Annotated in this window: 19 protein-coding genes; 7 read left to right on the top strand and 12 right to left on the bottom strand. The window is 42.3% G+C overall.

Translation table 11 applies throughout. The features are described 5' to 3' along the window. Positions 1-11: 11 nt before the first annotated feature. The gene (locus CU633_RS01530) at positions 12-467 is read right to left on the bottom strand and encodes a pyridoxamine 5'-phosphate oxidase family protein (RefSeq protein WP_101657965.1); all 456 of its coding nucleotides are present in this window, start codon (positions 465-467) and stop codon (positions 12-14) included. Positions 468-608: 141 nt separating this feature from the next. On the opposite strand from CU633_RS01530, the gene CU633_RS01535 reads away from it, so the two are divergent. Continuing rightward, positions 609-809 (top strand): YlaI family protein, encoded by a 201-nt coding sequence (locus CU633_RS01535; RefSeq protein WP_101657966.1) that lies wholly within the window; start codon positions 609-611, stop codon positions 807-809. Between the two features lie 110 nt (positions 810-919). Here the strand turns inward: CU633_RS01535 and CU633_RS01540 are convergent, their stop codons facing one another. The 3 genes from CU633_RS01540 to typA are packed head-to-tail and all read right to left on the bottom strand — an operon-like array spanning position 920 to position 3399. Continuing rightward, a complete protein-coding gene (locus CU633_RS01540; RefSeq protein ID WP_101657967.1) occupies positions 920-1210 on the bottom strand; it encodes a hypothetical protein in 291 nt (96 codons plus the stop codon). Then, on the bottom strand, positions 1207-1536 hold the full coding sequence (locus tag CU633_RS01545; protein ID WP_101657968.1) for a YlaH-like family protein: 330 nt from the start codon (positions 1534-1536) through the stop codon (positions 1207-1209). Before CU633_RS01545 ends, CU633_RS01540 begins: the two co-directional genes overlap by 4 nt. Before the next feature lie 24 nt (positions 1537-1560). Then, complete coding sequence (typA, locus tag CU633_RS01550) at positions 1561-3399, bottom strand: translational GTPase TypA (RefSeq protein WP_101657969.1); 1839 nt, start codon at positions 3397-3399, stop codon at positions 1561-1563. Positions 3400-3564: 165 nt separating this feature from the next. On the opposite strand from typA, the gene CU633_RS01555 reads away from it, so the two are divergent. Then, complete coding sequence (locus tag CU633_RS01555) at positions 3565-3750, top strand: YlaF family protein (RefSeq protein ID WP_101657970.1); 186 nt, start codon at positions 3565-3567, stop codon at positions 3748-3750. A 126-nt stretch (positions 3751-3876) separates the two neighbouring features. Here CU633_RS01555 and CU633_RS01560 read toward each other — a convergent pair whose 3' ends face one another. Together CU633_RS01560 and CU633_RS01565 are read right to left on the bottom strand one after the other, a co-directional pair. Then, on the bottom strand, positions 3877-4692 hold the full coding sequence (locus CU633_RS01560) for an inositol monophosphatase family protein (RefSeq protein WP_101657971.1): 816 nt from the start codon (positions 4690-4692) through the stop codon (positions 3877-3879). A 229-nt stretch (positions 4693-4921) separates the two neighbouring features. Next, on the bottom strand, positions 4922-5116 hold the full coding sequence (locus CU633_RS01565) for a hypothetical protein (RefSeq protein ID WP_101657972.1): 195 nt from the start codon (positions 5114-5116) through the stop codon (positions 4922-4924). A gap of 189 nt (positions 5117-5305) precedes the next feature. Between CU633_RS01565 and CU633_RS01570 the strand changes: the two genes are divergently transcribed. Further along, complete coding sequence (locus CU633_RS01570) at positions 5306-5926, top strand: YktB family protein (RefSeq protein ID WP_101657973.1); 621 nt, start codon at positions 5306-5308, stop codon at positions 5924-5926. Between the two features lie 66 nt (positions 5927-5992). Here CU633_RS01570 and CU633_RS01575 read toward each other — a convergent pair whose 3' ends face one another. Then, positions 5993-6265, bottom strand: a complete 273-nt coding sequence (locus tag CU633_RS01575; RefSeq protein ID WP_101657974.1) for a UPF0223 family protein — start codon at positions 6263-6265, stop codon at positions 5993-5995. Between the two features lie 60 nt (positions 6266-6325). Continuing rightward, positions 6326-7285 (bottom strand): NAD(P)H-dependent flavin oxidoreductase, encoded by a 960-nt coding sequence (locus CU633_RS01580; RefSeq protein WP_101657975.1) that lies wholly within the window; start codon positions 7283-7285, stop codon positions 6326-6328. Between the two features lie 235 nt (positions 7286-7520). On the opposite strand from CU633_RS01580, the gene CU633_RS01585 reads away from it, so the two are divergent. After that, positions 7521-8990 carry an aminotransferase class I/II-fold pyridoxal phosphate-dependent enzyme gene (locus CU633_RS01585; protein ID WP_101657976.1) on the top strand — a complete coding sequence of 490 codons (1470 nt, stop codon included), beginning with the start codon at positions 7521-7523 and terminating at the stop codon, positions 8988-8990. A 109-nt stretch (positions 8991-9099) separates the two neighbouring features. Here CU633_RS01585 and CU633_RS01590 read toward each other — a convergent pair whose 3' ends face one another. Continuing rightward, the gene (locus CU633_RS01590; RefSeq protein WP_101657977.1) at positions 9100-9219 is read right to left on the bottom strand and encodes a GapA-binding peptide SR1P; all 120 of its coding nucleotides are present in this window, start codon (positions 9217-9219) and stop codon (positions 9100-9102) included. Positions 9220-9452: 233 nt separating this feature from the next. Then, a complete protein-coding gene (locus CU633_RS01595; protein WP_101657978.1) occupies positions 9453-9752 on the bottom strand; it encodes a DUF3055 domain-containing protein in 300 nt (99 codons plus the stop codon). Between the two features lie 151 nt (positions 9753-9903). On the opposite strand from CU633_RS01595, the gene CU633_RS01600 reads away from it, so the two are divergent. Beyond that, positions 9904-10335, top strand: coding sequence for a DUF1885 family protein (locus CU633_RS01600; protein ID WP_101657979.1), 432 nt, complete (start codon positions 9904-9906; stop codon positions 10333-10335). A gap of 71 nt (positions 10336-10406) precedes the next feature. Here CU633_RS01600 and CU633_RS01605 read toward each other — a convergent pair whose 3' ends face one another. Then, positions 10407-11216: a polysaccharide deacetylase family protein gene (locus CU633_RS01605; protein ID WP_101657980.1), complete on the bottom strand. Its 810-nt coding sequence runs from the start codon at positions 11214-11216 to the stop codon at positions 10407-10409. A gap of 314 nt (positions 11217-11530) precedes the next feature. On the opposite strand from CU633_RS01605, the gene CU633_RS01610 reads away from it, so the two are divergent. Beyond that, positions 11531-13063 (top strand): glycine betaine uptake BCCT transporter, encoded by a 1533-nt coding sequence (locus CU633_RS01610; protein WP_101657981.1) that lies wholly within the window; start codon positions 11531-11533, stop codon positions 13061-13063. A 204-nt stretch (positions 13064-13267) separates the two neighbouring features. On the opposite strand, the gene CU633_RS01615 is transcribed toward CU633_RS01610, so the two are convergent. Continuing rightward, positions 13268-13507 carry a hypothetical protein gene (locus CU633_RS01615; protein ID WP_101657988.1) on the bottom strand — a complete coding sequence of 80 codons (240 nt, stop codon included), beginning with the start codon at positions 13505-13507 and terminating at the stop codon, positions 13268-13270. 290 nt (positions 13508-13797) lie between these two features. On the opposite strand from CU633_RS01615, the gene CU633_RS01620 reads away from it, so the two are divergent. Continuing rightward, the gene (locus CU633_RS01620) at positions 13798-14172 is read left to right on the top strand and encodes a small peptidoglycan-associated lipoprotein (protein ID WP_101657982.1); all 375 of its coding nucleotides are present in this window, start codon (positions 13798-13800) and stop codon (positions 14170-14172) included. Positions 14173-14230: the final 58 nt, after the last annotated feature.

Genomic DNA, 14230 nt, shown 5'->3' on the forward strand with positions numbered 1-14230 from the left:
GACCAGTCCGGCTAAGCTTTTCTCATTGCCTCCATTACCTGGTTGTCGAGGCGGGCTGCTGCATCCTTATCATAGGTTTTATCATATTGTGGTTCCACAACAATTTTAGAGCCATAAAACATAACATCTCTTACTTCTTTAATTTTAATTTCAATGAGCGCCAGCTTTAAAGGAACCCCTTCCATCCTTTCCCGGATGATCGCGGCTTCACCGCTAATCGAATATGTAGATTCATTTGCAATCATATTGATCGCTACTTTATGGTTGTTTTTAATATTTTGAATGATTCGGGAGCGGTTATCCAATGCAAAATAAACCGTTTTATCATCTTTTGCGAAAATCCATGAAATCGCGTTTATATTTGGCGCTCCTGTTTCAAAATCGATTGTAGCAAGCGTCACAAATCGCTCGTGCTGCAGTTCAGCAAATAATGGTTGAATCAGCCTTGGTTCCACTTGATTTGCCATACTGTCCATCCCTCCTTAAGCTACCACCATATTACTACTATCCCTTACATACGGCAATATAAACGTCAATATCTCATTACTCTCTGCTTGAAACAATGGTATAATTAAAAGCAGCAAAATTTGTATGCCAGAGGTGCCAAAATGAGAGTAAAATGCGTGATATGCGATATAATAGAGTCGATTGACGATGACTCCCCAATAGCGAAAAGATTAAGAAACAGGCCGATTCATACCTATATGTGCCGTCCATGTGAAGAACGAATCAGTGAAAAAACGCTTGCCCGCAAAGCAACCGGCAATTTCCGCCTGTATCGTCCGAACACTGAAAAGGACGAATGGTAAAAGTCCAAAAGCCGACTTCACTCGGAACTGGGAGTTTCCGACAAAAACCGATCCAATATGGACATAGAAAACAGCCTGGCCAATACTGGACAGGCTGTTTTTATGAGGCTTTAGTTCTCAGGATAGTTAATAAATTTCTCCGGCTCTTCCTCAATCTGATTGATCATTACATCGATCAGTTCAACAGGAAAAGAAGATTTCTTTTCTTGATTTTGATGACTGTAGGTAAGCTCGTACATCGTTTCGCCTTTCGTGATCACAATTTCGCTTATCCCGTGGTCTTTTGCCAATAACTCCTCAAAAAGCTTGGTTGTATCCTTTGCAGCGGTATCATCAGGCCGCGCATCGCTGACTACTTTAATCGAGAGCCAATTATATAATGCATCCTGTAATGATCTCATTTTCCTCTCCCGTCAATCTGCATGGCTTCCTGCTTTTTTTGCTGGTGCAAGCGGATTTTGTAAATAATCAGGATAATCGCTGCCACAACGAGCCCTTCTGCTACAGGCAGGAAAACGCCCAGAAACGTTAATATCGTACAACCGAGCACTAAAAAAATGTAAATAATGATCGATTTTGTTAATGGAAGCTTTTTAGCAAACCCTAATTTATAGACGATTATCGCTAAAGCAATAATCGTGATATAAAGCATCCACATACCCGACTCTGGATTTTCTCCCACTTTATATAAGGCTGCGAAAAAAGAAAGTCGTTCTGTAACATCCACTCCGAATCTCCCCTTCCCAAAAGGTTAATTCATTTCAGCGTATTTTTTCTTTTTCGTCATTCTTTCGCGTTCATTTTTATCAAGAATTTTCTTTCTCAACCGAATCGATTCAGGCGTAATCTCGCAATACTCATCGTCGTTTAAGTACTCGAGCGCTTCCTCAAGCGTCATAATCCGCGGCTTTTTCATTGTCGTTGTCTGGTCCTTGTTGGCTGAACGAATGTTGGTTGCCTGCTTTACTTTCGTGATGTTGACGGTAATATCATTTTCCCGGGTATGTTCACCGACAATCATCCCTTCATAGATGTCTGTGCCTGGTTCAAGGAAGATGATTCCCCTGTCTTCTACTCCCTGAATACCATAAGCAGATGCTTTTCCCGTTTCCATCGATACGAGTACACCCTGGCGGCGTCCGCCAACTTGGCCTGCCTGCATCGGCTTATAGCTGTCAAACGTATGATTGATGATTCCATATCCTCTTGTCAATGTTAAAAATTCTGTCGTATAACCAATCAGTCCGCGGGCAGGAACCATGAATATGAGCCGCACTTGCCCGGTTCCATTGTTGATCATATCGACCATTTCCCCTTTGCGGGCACCAATTGACTCCATAACAGCACCAGTATGCTCCTCAGGAATATCAATTTGAACCCGCTCAACCGGTTCACAGCGGACCCCGTCCACTTCCCGGACAATAACTTCAGGCTTTGATACTTGAAGCTCATAGCCTTCACGGCGCATATTTTCAATTAATATCGATAAATGCAGCTCTCCTCGTCCTGAAACGATCCAGGCGTCAGGAGAATCCGTGTTTTCAACACGAAGGCTGACGTCTGTCTGCAATTGGGCACGTAAACGCTCTTCGATTTTCCGCGCGGTCACATATTTGCCTTCTTTGCCGGCAAACGGGCTGTTATTTACAAGGAAAGTCATCTGTAAAGTAGGCTCATCAATGCGCAATACCGGCAGCGCCTCCTGTTGATCAATCGGACAGACGGTTTCACCGACATTGATATCCTCCATCCCGGAAACCGCAACAAGGTCTCCGGCAAACGCCTCTTGAATTTCCTGGCGTTTCAACCCGAAGAAACCGAACATTTTCGTTACCCTGAATTGTTTTACAGAACCATCAAGCTTCATCAAGGCTACCTGCTGCCCCACCTTCATCGTTCCGCGGAAGACACGTCCAATTCCGATACGTCCTACATAATCGTTGTAATCCAATAGCGCCACCTGGAATTGAAGCGGTTCTTCACGGTTATCAACAGGAGCTGGAATATGCTCGACAATTGCATCGTAGAGAACCTGCATGTTCTCATCCTGCTTGCCAGGATCAAGGCTTGCAGTACCGTTGATTGCTGAAGCATATACGACAGGAAACTCCAGTTGGTCTTCGTTTGCATCAAGCTCGATGAAAAGATCAAGCACTTCATCAATCACTTCTTCGGGTCTTGCTGCATCACGGTCGATTTTGTTGACGACGACGATCGGGCGTAAATTTTGTTCCAGTGCTTTCTTTAATACGAAGCGGGTTTGCGGCATACAACCCTCGTATGCATCAACGACAAGCAGAACACCGTCAACCATTTTCATGATCCGTTCTACTTCACCGCCAAAGTCGGCATGGCCCGGTGTATCTAAAATATTGATTTTCGTATCTTTATATTGAATCGCTGTATTTTTCGCCAGGATCGTAATGCCCCGTTCTCTTTCAAGGTCATTTGAATCCATTGCCCGCTCTTCAACGTGTTCATTTGTCCGGAAAGTACCGGATTGCTTTAAAAGCTGGTCAACCAACGTTGTTTTTCCGTGGTCAACGTGAGCGATAATGGCGATGTTGCGAATATCTTCTCTTATTTTCAAAATTTGTTCACTCCTATTTGTTATATCCTTATGTGATTTATTATTGATGTTTTTTGTCATAACTAAAATATTATACCACAAACGAGTGTAGAAACCCATCAGCTTTTTTTGTACAATAGTAAAAAAGCATGCAGAAGATTTATCTCCCGCAAGGAGGGTTAAAAATTGAAAGAAATTAAGTGGATTTTTGTCGTATTTGCAATTGTCGCAGCAGCCTGCATAATGGGAATCGGTGTCGCCATTGCCGAAAGAAGCCTGGTTGGTATTTTTGCTTGCATAGCCGGTGTTATTGTTGTGATGGGCTTTGGATTCAAAACAAAGCGGAAAATGCGCGAAAAAGGAGATCTGTAATATAAGCTGATGCCGCCTTCGCGCAGAAAAAGATCGGCGCGTACCGATCTTTTTCATTCTTCTTTATAAAATAGGAAGTTTATAAATTTTCAGCCTGCAGTTGAGACTCCCACGTCTAAAGACGGGCTACGCCCTGCGTGGGCTTTCTCGTTCGGAGAATCTGTAATTCTGCAATATTTGCTCGTGCAGCCCCGGTTTTGCTACAAACACAGGGCCTGTTGTGAGGAAGTCCAATTCTTCGCCTGTCAGTGTGGTGACCAAACCGCCCAGTTCCTTTACAATAACTGCTCCTCCCGCAACATCCCATGGAGCGAGGCGCAAAGAGATGTAGGCGTCTATTCTTCCGGTTGCTACGTAAGCCATTTCGAGAGCTGCTGACCCGTATGACCTCGTTCCCCTTACGTCCTTGACAAGTTTGGAAAGCAGCTTGTAATCAAATCGTTTATTCTCTATCAGCCATGACGGGCTTATGCCGACAATCGCATTCGTGACCGGCACTTGTTCCAAATCGGGTATTTTTTTATCATTCATATAGGCACCCTTGCCTTTAAAGGCATGATACAGCTCGTTATGGGCTACGTCATAAATTAACCCGATCATTCCAACTCCGTCTTCATATATTCCGATCGATATTGCAAAATTCCGCTGCTGATGGATGAAATTCATCGTTCCGTCAATCGGATCAATAATCCAGACAACCCCGGCAAGCTGGTTCAGTTTATCACCGTACCCCTCTTCCCCGAGTATTTTATGCTCCGGGTATGTAGCTTTTATTTTTTCAATAAAGAATTGCTCTGTTTCTTTATCGATATTTGTAACAAGGTCGTTTGGATTTGATTTTGTTTGGATATCGAGCGTTTTTGGAAAAGAAGCACGGATTCTTTCTGCAGCTTCTTTCACCCATATTTTCGCATTGTTATCGATTTCCTGCCAGTTTGTCATCGTCTTCCTCCAATGGATTTGTGATCCTGTTGATCTCAAAAAGTGTATCAATAGCTTATCGCGTATCAGCATTCCATTCAAGTTTTAGCTTTCCCAAAAAGACCGGAAATTGAAATGACAAATGCAATAAACGAACTCCCAAATCCCCCAGGAGTTCGTTATCAGTTATTCACTATATTCGGCTTCGTTTTTTTCATCCGTTCAACAAATCCCCTTATGATGTTCAGATTTATAATGCTTTAAGTCTTAGCAGCTCCTGCCTGATGTGCTCAAGCTTCTGTTTACATTCGGTCTTTTTTGTTTCATTTTTTTCATTGATCGCATCATAAAGGATTGCCAGTTCGTAATCCATCTCCATCTTCAACACAGCTGTTCTTTCCTGTTCCACACCTTTTTTACGAGTTGAATTGATTAGTTGTTTCACTGTACTTCACCCCTTCCGAGTTTTAAAATTGCGCATTCTGATTGTTAGTAATCTATTGTATGAATGAACTGTCGAAGTTGCAACAAAAATGTGCTTAAACCTATCTTTGTTACAGCTTAAAGCTCAAACATTTACTGTTTTTTCATGGTTATGCTACAATATTTGACAAAGATCAAGGAGGTTTGTCTCATGTCATTTACCGGCTTTTCAAAAGAAGATTTTGCTGTGTTTACGATAAATGGGCTTGATGAGCGGATGGAACAATTAAAAGAGCATGTCCGTCCAAAATTGGAGGATTTAGGCGCTCATTTTGCTCCGACTCTCTCTGCTTTGACAGGCGATGAAATGTTTGCTCATGTTGCCAAACACGCCCGCCGTACAAAGAATCCGCCCGCCGATACATGGGTAGCTTTTGCTGCTAATCCAAGAGGGTATAAAATGCTGCCCCATTTTCAAATCGGTTTGTGGGAAACCCATTTATTTATCTGGTTTGCATTAATTTATGAGGCTCCCGACAAGGAAGCCTACGGCCAAAAACTCGCCGAAAATATTGATGGAATTTCAAAGAGCATCCCCGGAGATTTCGTCTGGTCCACTGATCATACAAAGCCTGATGCCATTCGTCATAAAGATTTATCAAAAGATGAGTTATCTTCCATGTTTGAACGTTTGCAAACGGTAAAGAAAGCCGAAATACTTTGCGGACTTCATATTCCCAGGGATCAGGCAATCGCCCTTGAACCTTCTGAACTGATAAGTAAAGTTGATGCTGTGTTTAGAAAATTATTACCCTTATATAAAATGGCGTAAACCTAATGACGCCTTTCCGGCAACGATGGAAAAAGCATCGGCATGCAAATGCCGATGCTTTTTTCTTTAACCCATTTTAATTCTTTCTCCTGATAATTCTTCTTTTACACGTTTAACAGTTTTGTATGGAGAGTAGCCGCTCATTTCTTCGAATTCGCTGCATAGCTTTTTTTCCTCTGCTTTGCTTGGTACAATTTCCTTAAATCTGCGATATGCATTCAATAAATCGTCACGGTCAACTCCTTTTTCGTATGCGAGTTCGACCTTCTCAAAAAATTTAATCACATCGATAATTTCTTCTGTGGACCAATTATGGTCGATCGGGTATTGATATTCCATTCATGTTCACCTGCTTTTTTTACTTAAAATATGTTAGTTTAAAACGGTTCAATTTATCCTTTAATTTCTCCACCTTTCGCGGATTTCTTCCGCTTCTCCTATCATTCGCGCTACCAGCTCGCTTACGGTTGGAATATCTTTGATCAAGCCCATCACCTGACCGGCCCAGGCAAATCCCTCATCAACCCGGCCCTCATGGATATAGCGCATATTTGCCGTACCGCTTATGTAATCTTTCAGCACTTCGTAGCCGGCACCTTCTCTTTCCAGCTCAACAATTTTGTTTGTCCATTCGTTCGCAATTGCTCTGGCCGGCGCTCCCAGTGATCGTTTGATCACGACCGTATCATTTTCGGTTCCTTCGACAAGCTTCTTTTTGTATAGTTCGGAAGCATGAACACATTCCTGTGTTGCGATAAATCTTGTTCCCATTTCGATGCCTTCCGCACCGAGACTCAAAGCGGCCATTAATCCCCGGCCATCCCCAATCCCTCCTGAAGCGATAACCGGAATCGATACCCGATCAACGACCTGGGGGATCAGAACCATCGTTCCAATATCATGTCTGCCGAGATGCCCGCCGCCTTCCTGGCCGACAACCATCACTGCGTCCGCACCAAGCTCTTCGGCTTTTTCAGCCTGCCGTCTCGCAGCGACAAGGACAAGCTTTTTAATCGGGGTTCCTTGCAGCTGATCAAAAATAGGTGCGGGATTTCCGCCCGTAATGCTGATGACCGGTACCTGAGCATCAATAGCTGCTTCCACCATATGAGCAAACGGTCTTCCATGCTGGCCGATCGCAAAATTAACGCCAAACGGCTTATCTGTCAACTTTCTCAGTTTTTTTATTTCCATTTTTAGCGCTTCAGGGCTCTCCAATGACATGGCAGTTATTTGTCCCAATCCTCCCGCGTTTGAAACTGCAGCAGCCAGCTCCGAATAAGCTAAATGGGCAAGCCCGCCCTGTATAATCGGATATTCGATTTCTAAAAGATCTGTTACGCGCGTTTTCCAATTCATTCCTTTCCCTCCAGTCACTCTTTCCATCTTTTATTTATTTTAACAAATTAATATCCTCGCTTCTCGAAAAACTAATATTAAAACGGATTTTAGACTTTTACTGCAGGCAGTCTTTAAATTTTTCCTGCGCCTGTCGGACCGGCCGTTTTTCGCTATGCAAAAAAGGATTTTTAGTGCTATAATTCATGTGTTTTATGACTGTGAATCTGTATGATTAAAGAGGTGTAGTTTAAAATTGTCACAAAATGAAACTCCGCTTTTTAGCGGTTTAGTGGAACATGCAAGGAAAAATCCTGTTCAATTTCATATTCCCGGCCATAAAAAAGGGACCGGAATTGACCCTGAATTTAGAGATTTTATTGGTGAAAACGCGCTATCCATTGACTTGATCAATATCGGCCCACTTGATGACCTTCATCAGCCAAAAGGCATTATTAAAGAAGCGCAGGACCTTGCGGCTCAAGCTTTTGGTGCTGACCATACATTTTTCTCCGTCCAGGGTACAAGCGGGGCGATTATGACGATGGTTTTGGCTGTCTGCGGTCCTGGGGATAAGATCATCGTTCCGAGAAACGTCCATAAATCAGTGATGTCCGCGATCGTTTTTTCAGGAGCAATCCCGATTTTCATCCATCCTGAAATTGATGAAAACCTTGGAATCTCGCACGGCATAACAACCGAGTCAGTCTCAAAGGCGCTTCAACAACACCCTGATTCAAAAGGTGTATTGGTGATTAACCCGACCTATTTCGGGATCTCAGCTGATTTAAAGAAAATCGTTGAGATTGCTCATGAATACAATGTGCCGGTCCTTGTCGATGAAGCGCATGGGGTTCACATCCATTTTCACGATGAACTGCCATTATCGGCCATGCAGGCTGGAGCAGATATGTCAGCCACGAGCGTTCATAAGCTCGGGGGGTCAATGACCCAGAGTTCAATCCTGAATATGAAAGAAGGGCTTGTTTCTCCAAAGCGGGTGCAAAGTATTTTAAGTATGTTGACGACAACGTCTACGTCTTATTTACTGCTCGCCTCGCTTGACGTGGCCAGGAAAAGGCTGGCTACAGAGGGGAAAAAGCTGATTGACAGAACGATCAAGCTGGCTCAGTCGACAAGAGCGAAAATAAACGAAATCGATTGTTTATATTGTGTGGGGGAAGAAATTCTCAGCACTCAAGCTGCTTTTGATTATGATCCGACAAAGCTGATCATCTCTGTAAAAGAGCTTGGCTTAACAGGTTATGATGTAGAGGTATGGCTCCGCGAAAATTACAATATCGAAGTGGAATTGTCTGATTTATACAACATTCTCTGCCTGATTACTCCAGGGGATACGGAGAAAGAAACAGAAATATTGGTGCAGGCTTTACAGGAATTATCCGACCGGTTTACGCACGGTGCAGAAAAAATAGAAGTGCAAGTGCTGCTACCGGATATTCCACTGCTGGCCTTAACGCCTCGTGATGCTTTTTATGCAGACACTGAAGTGGTTCCCGTTGAAATGGCGGAAGGACGGATTATTGCCGAATTTGCAATGGTTTACCCTCCCGGAATCCCAATCTTTATTCCCGGTGAAATCATCACAAAGGAAAACCTGCTCTACATCGAAAAGAACGTCGAAGCTGGCCTGCCTGTCCAGGGGCCGGAGGATGATGAGCTAAAATCTTTCCGCGTGATTAAAGAACATAAAGCGATACGCTAATCTAAATTCAATGGCAAAAATGGCGGTCCGCTGCTTGCGGCCGCCTTTTTTTAATAATACAAAAAAGAAGCACGCAATCCTGCCTGCATGCTCCACACCGTTTATATTTTTATTCTTCTTCGAGGTGCTCTCCGTCGCAGCAATGGCCCTTTGAATACAGAACAGTTACTTTTTCATCTTCAAAATGTTCAATAGTGGAGTTGCAAGTTTGACAAACAATTGTACCCATTTTCTCAAGCTCCTTTCGATATTTTGAAAACGCTTTATTATCTTTGAAAATATAATAATATAACACAATTAAAATTTCAAGTCTAATTGTATAGCATATTTTGCTTATTTTTAAATAAATAGTTATAAATTGATGATCTTTTATTATAATATCCTAAATAAGTATGTCACATTAATCTAAATAATGAATATTTCCCTAAAAAAAAGGCCCTAATTGGGCCATCGATCAGATTATTATTCATATTGTGTTTCTAAAGAGACACCTGGAAGGGCGTCCAGGAAAAATTCGGCTAAATCTTCTGCTTCCTTCTTATCCTTGATTCGAAAAGAATGCTGCAAATGTTCTGTATCCTCAAGATCTCTCGGGTCAAGGAGGGTTGACCTTCCTGTCTGCATGCAAACAACAAGTGGTTTTCCGAAAAACATATTGGTATACACGATCCCGAAATCATAGCGCGTTTCATCCGTGGTAAAACCAATAAAACGTACCTTCACCTTTTCGTGCTCGTCATAAAGCTTTTCGAAAAGTTCCATAATAATCCTCCTTTTTTATTTTTTTGAATATTATTATAATTCAAAAAATATTTTTATTCAAGTTTTTAGTATACTACTTTTATTATATTATGTTATTTGATTGTATTCAGTGCTAAAATTGAATAAAAAAGGACAATTGGGGGGATCCAACATGGCGAGTCATGCATACATTAAACTCGTTCCTTTATCAGATAAAGAAAGCGTTACCACCGAAGAAATAAAAGAGCTATTCGAATATTATAAAAGCATCACCGCTAAAACCGGCGACCAGCTTGACTGGAAGTATGAAGATTCAGCATTTCCGTATGAAATCAAGGAAATGCCTGAGAGTAAAGGAAAATGGTTTTATCTTTATTCAAACCACGATCGCTACCATTCCATTTTAATTGGGGTGGATAAGGAAACGGTTGTCGAGGATGATCATGAAAGGGAACAGGCATACATACAAGTCACTTTATCCGATGCGTCCACCTTTGGTGATAAAGGCAAAGCGAACGAGTTTTGCAAATTCCTTGCAAAAAAGCTGAAAGCCGAGCTTCATTTATTCAACGGCCGAATCATGTATTACTACCCAAGAAAATAGAAAAGTTTCCAGGAGCAGAACAACTCTGCCGTACAGGTTGTTCTGCTCCTGTTTATAGTTGCGTTTTGTTCTTACGGAGTTTCTATTGTTGCCGGATCAATGATGCCATACCCTTTTTGCTGCAGACCTTTTACGATGTTTTCGAGCGCAGCATTTGTCCACTGGCGGTCATGCATGAGGAGATTCGCGCCATTGCTTAAAAGGGATGTATTGACCATGATGTCGGCAAGATTTTCGGCTGTTTTATAATTTGCTTCCCAATCATAACCGTATGTCCAATTCATAAGCACCATATTTTGTTCACTGGCTATTTTTTCGCTGTAATCTGTATTAACCCCAAAGGGCGCCCGAAAGAACTTCGGTCGTTCTCCGATCACGCCTTCGATTTTATCGTTTAATGAAACAATTTCCTCATACTGCTCCTGTTCGGAAAGCTCATCTAGCCTTCGATGCGTGTTTGTATGGTTTCCGATCGCAAATCCGAGGCGGTGTATTTCTCTCAATTGCTCTTCTTTTTCTGGTGTGTCTAGAAAATGGCCATTGACGAAGAAAATGGCTTTGACATTCAGTCTTGCCAATGTTCTTGCCATTTCCACTGCATATTTATCAGGAGCATCGTCAATGGTCAGCAGGACGGCCGGCTGAGCGGAATTGCCTATTGGTTCAAGCGACCAATTGTTTTCATTTACCCTGTATTGCGGGACATTTTCTGGGACCGGATTTTGCACGTCTTCAACGACTGTTTGAACCGCCGGCTGCGGTTCATTTTTTTTCTGCGAAGCTTTTTGTTTGTGATCATCACTGCCTGCTCTCTCATTCCTGGTCCCGCAAGCAGTTACGACTAATATCATTGACATTAAAATGGCAGCCAGTTTTTGCATACTTGCTCCTTTTCCGTGCAGAATCCTTCACTCTGTTCTTAATCAATGTTAAGATAATATATGGACTTGCCGTCAAGTGGAAAAATATTCCCTGCTTTTACTCCGATATCTGCTGTTTTCCCTAAACTGTTGTTTCCACTTTTCAATGATTTGCAAACCTTATTAACAAAAAAAGTCGCCCTAAACAGTTATATGACAGAGCAAGTTTTTTTATGAAGCCGGCTAAGCGGCACTGGGCGACATAGGATGAAGGTTTTTATGTTTCACTGACACAAAAATGGACTATGAATTAAATTGTGAATTGGAGGGATTTCATGAAGAGGCTGACACCAGTTTTTACGGTATCTGTCGTTGTAACTGCCCTGTTTATTATATGGGGATTGATACCGGAACGGTTACTGCCAAACGCAAATTTAAACCGTGTAACCACCATTGTGCAAGGATTCATTTTGGAGAAATTTGGATGGTTTTATTTATTGGCAGCTGCAGCATTTTTAATTTTTGCATTGCTGTTGATTTTTAGTAAGTATGGAAACATTCGTTTAGGGAAAGACAATGATCGGCCTGAATACAGTTATCTATCTTGGTTTTCAATGCTTTTCAGCGCAGGTATGGGGATTGGACTCGTATTTTGGGGTGTTGCTGAACCGATGTACCATTACTATGCCCCGCCCTTTATGGAAGGCGGGACTCCGGAAGCGGCTCGTGCGGCGATGCGGTACTCATTTTTTCATTGGGGGCTTCACCCGTGGGCGATTTATACCGTGATTGCCCTCGCACTTGCCTACTTTCAATTCCGCAAAGGCGCGCCAGGAGTAATCAGTTCGATATTGCGGCCAATTTTTGGAGACAGGGTTGACGGCAACCTGGGGGTATTAGTTGATTTTTTAGCTGTTTTTGCAACAGTATTTGGTGTCGCTACCTCGCTTGGGTTGGGTGCGATTCAAATAAGCGGCGGGTTATCATATGTATTTGATGGCATTCCGAATACAGCGTCAACACAATTGGTGATTATCGTTATCGTTTCAGTGCTGTTTATGCTGTCTGCTTATTCCGGACTGAATAAGGGGATCAAATACTTAAGTAATCTGAACGTGATGCTTGCGGTTTTATTGCTCATCTTTTTACTATTTGTTGGCCCGACAAACTTTATTATGGATTTATTTACAACCACGATCGGGTCATACTTGCAAAACCTCCCTTCGATGAGCTTCCGGTTAAGTCCTTTCGAGCAGAAAATCACGTGGTTCCAGGACTGGACCATTTTTTATTGGGCATGGTGGATTGCCTGGGCCCCATTTGTCGGAACGTTTATTGCAAGAATTTCGCGCGGCAGAACTGTCCGTGAATTTGTGATTGGAGTGCTGGCCGTTCCGACTATTTTTGGAGCGCTATGGTTCTCTGTATTTGGAGGAACGGGAATTTATCTTGAATTTTTCGAAGGAGCCTCTATCATGGAAAGCATGGAATCAGCAGGAATGGAAGTCGCTTTGTTCTCAGTTCTCGACCATTTCCCGCTTTCAACCGTGCTTTCGTTATTGGCAGTATTCCTGATTAGTACGTTTTTCATTACATCTGCTGATTCTGCCACCTTTGTACTTGGGATGCAAACGACCGCCGGAAGCTTAAACCCTTCCACCAGCGTAAAATTCACTTGGGGCATCATCCAATCAGCAGCAGCAGCGATTTTATTATGGACCGGTGGACTCGAAGCACTTCAGCGTGCATCGATCATCGCTGCTTTACCCTTTACCATAGTGATGTTGTTTATAGTTGCAGCATTATTAAGAGCGTTTAAGGAAGAAAAGCTCTATATTGTGGGCAGAAAAAGTAATAAATCTAATTAAAGATGCGGTTCAATTCCAAAGATATGCGTTTCATTGCCAACAGAGACAGCAACTTTTCGTGCTGTCTCTGTTTTTTGCTGTTTAAGTGGGATGGGCTTGACATCTCAATACGAGTTATCGCCTCAGTCTACAACGGTTTTGCTTGTCCAAAAGTGTCCGGCTGTGGGAAATCGGCTCTCGAGTCAAGGGACTCCCTTTTAACCGTTATATAATATAGATCATCGTTAACTGAAAGGATCCGTAAATGGCCAGACTCAGGAAAGTGACAAGGAGGGTTTTTTTCGCAGATTTCATAAAATAGTTCCCAAGAATGATCGCCAGATAGAAGAAAATGAAAAACATTAAAATATTGTATTCAGGATGGTCATGCTTTGATAACCATTCCAACAGGGTATAGCCGCTCCACAAAATAAGCTGGAGCAGAATAACAGAATATACTTTCAATAAAAATCCCACTCCTTTCACCATTGTTGCAAAATGTCACCTGATGCACAAAAAAGCCGGCAACGACTGTTATATATAAAAGCGGAGCCGTGATCCCTGCCATTTCCGGGTTCTAACTATATTTTCCCCAGCTATTTGTAATATATGATGGTTGGACAGCACTTATTTTTCAATTCTGTAACATTTAGGTGACAAGCATAAAAACGATATTTTCCTATGATAAAATACGGATTATTATGATCGACTCGTTGGCAAGCCATGTGGATTATTTTATAAAGTGAGGCCAAGAAATGAAAGGGCTGGCATTCTGCTTATCTGCTGTTTTGTTGGTGATAACTGCATCTTGCACAAAGGGTGGGCCGGAAGATTCGCTGTCATTTGGTCAGAACGTCAAACAGATTGTCTTTTTTTCGGACGATAGCGACTATACTGAAGAAGTTTCCTATTATGATGCACTACTCGAGCTAAAAAAAGAGTTTCCCTCTGAAGTGGATAATATGATGGTTTTTTCTGAAGACAATGCGAAGAGATATTATGACGCCTTTCAAATAGAACAATCGCCGGCGATTTTGATCGTTTATAATGACAAAGTCGTTGCCAGGGTAAAAGGTGATGTTTCAAAGGAACAAATTATCCAGCCGCTTGAACGGATTCTTTCCCAGTAGAGTAGAAAACAGGAATTAGATATTGTCTTCTTGTCCTCGGGTTTCAGGGTGTTCCACC

It is taken from the genome of Bacillus sp. V3-13 (assembly GCF_002860165.1).
In the GTDB taxonomy this organism is placed as follows: Bacteria; Bacillota; Bacilli; order Bacillales; family Cytobacillaceae; genus Bacillus_BJ.

What these genes read in the sequence shown, in the direction of transcription:
- CU633_RS01530 (WP_101657965.1), bottom strand. Translation starts at nt 467, where the DNA reads ATGGCAAATCAAGTGGAACCAAGGCTGATTCAACCATTATTTGCTGAA.
- CU633_RS01535 (WP_101657966.1), top strand. Translation starts at nt 609, where the DNA reads ATGAGAGTAAAATGCGTGATATGCGATATAATAGAGTCGATTGACGAT.
- CU633_RS01540 (WP_101657967.1), bottom strand. Translation starts at nt 1,210, where the DNA reads ATGAGATCATTACAGGATGCATTATATAATTGGCTCTCGATTAAAGTA.
- CU633_RS01560 (WP_101657971.1), bottom strand. Translation starts at nt 4,692, where the DNA reads ATGACAAACTGGCAGGAAATCGATAACAATGCGAAAATATGGGTGAAA.
- CU633_RS01570 (WP_101657973.1), top strand. Translation starts at nt 5,306, where the DNA reads ATGTCATTTACCGGCTTTTCAAAAGAAGATTTTGCTGTGTTTACGATA.
- CU633_RS01575 (WP_101657974.1), bottom strand. Translation starts at nt 6,265, where the DNA reads ATGGAATATCAATACCCGATCGACCATAATTGGTCCACAGAAGAAATT.
- CU633_RS01580 (WP_101657975.1), bottom strand. Translation starts at nt 7,285, where the DNA reads ATGAATTGGAAAACGCGCGTAACAGATCTTTTAGAAATCGAATATCCG.
- CU633_RS01590 (WP_101657977.1), bottom strand. Translation starts at nt 9,219, where the DNA reads ATGGGTACAATTGTTTGTCAAACTTGCAACTCCACTATTGAACATTTT.
- CU633_RS01595 (WP_101657978.1), bottom strand. Translation starts at nt 9,752, where the DNA reads ATGGAACTTTTCGAAAAGCTTTATGACGAGCACGAAAAGGTGAAGGTA.
- CU633_RS01600 (WP_101657979.1), top strand. Translation starts at nt 9,904, where the DNA reads ATGGCGAGTCATGCATACATTAAACTCGTTCCTTTATCAGATAAAGAA.
- CU633_RS01605 (WP_101657980.1), bottom strand. Translation starts at nt 11,216, where the DNA reads ATGCAAAAACTGGCTGCCATTTTAATGTCAATGATATTAGTCGTAACT.
- CU633_RS01610 (WP_101657981.1), top strand. Translation starts at nt 11,531, where the DNA reads ATGAAGAGGCTGACACCAGTTTTTACGGTATCTGTCGTTGTAACTGCC.
- CU633_RS01620 (WP_101657982.1), top strand. Translation starts at nt 13,798, where the DNA reads ATGAAAGGGCTGGCATTCTGCTTATCTGCTGTTTTGTTGGTGATAACT.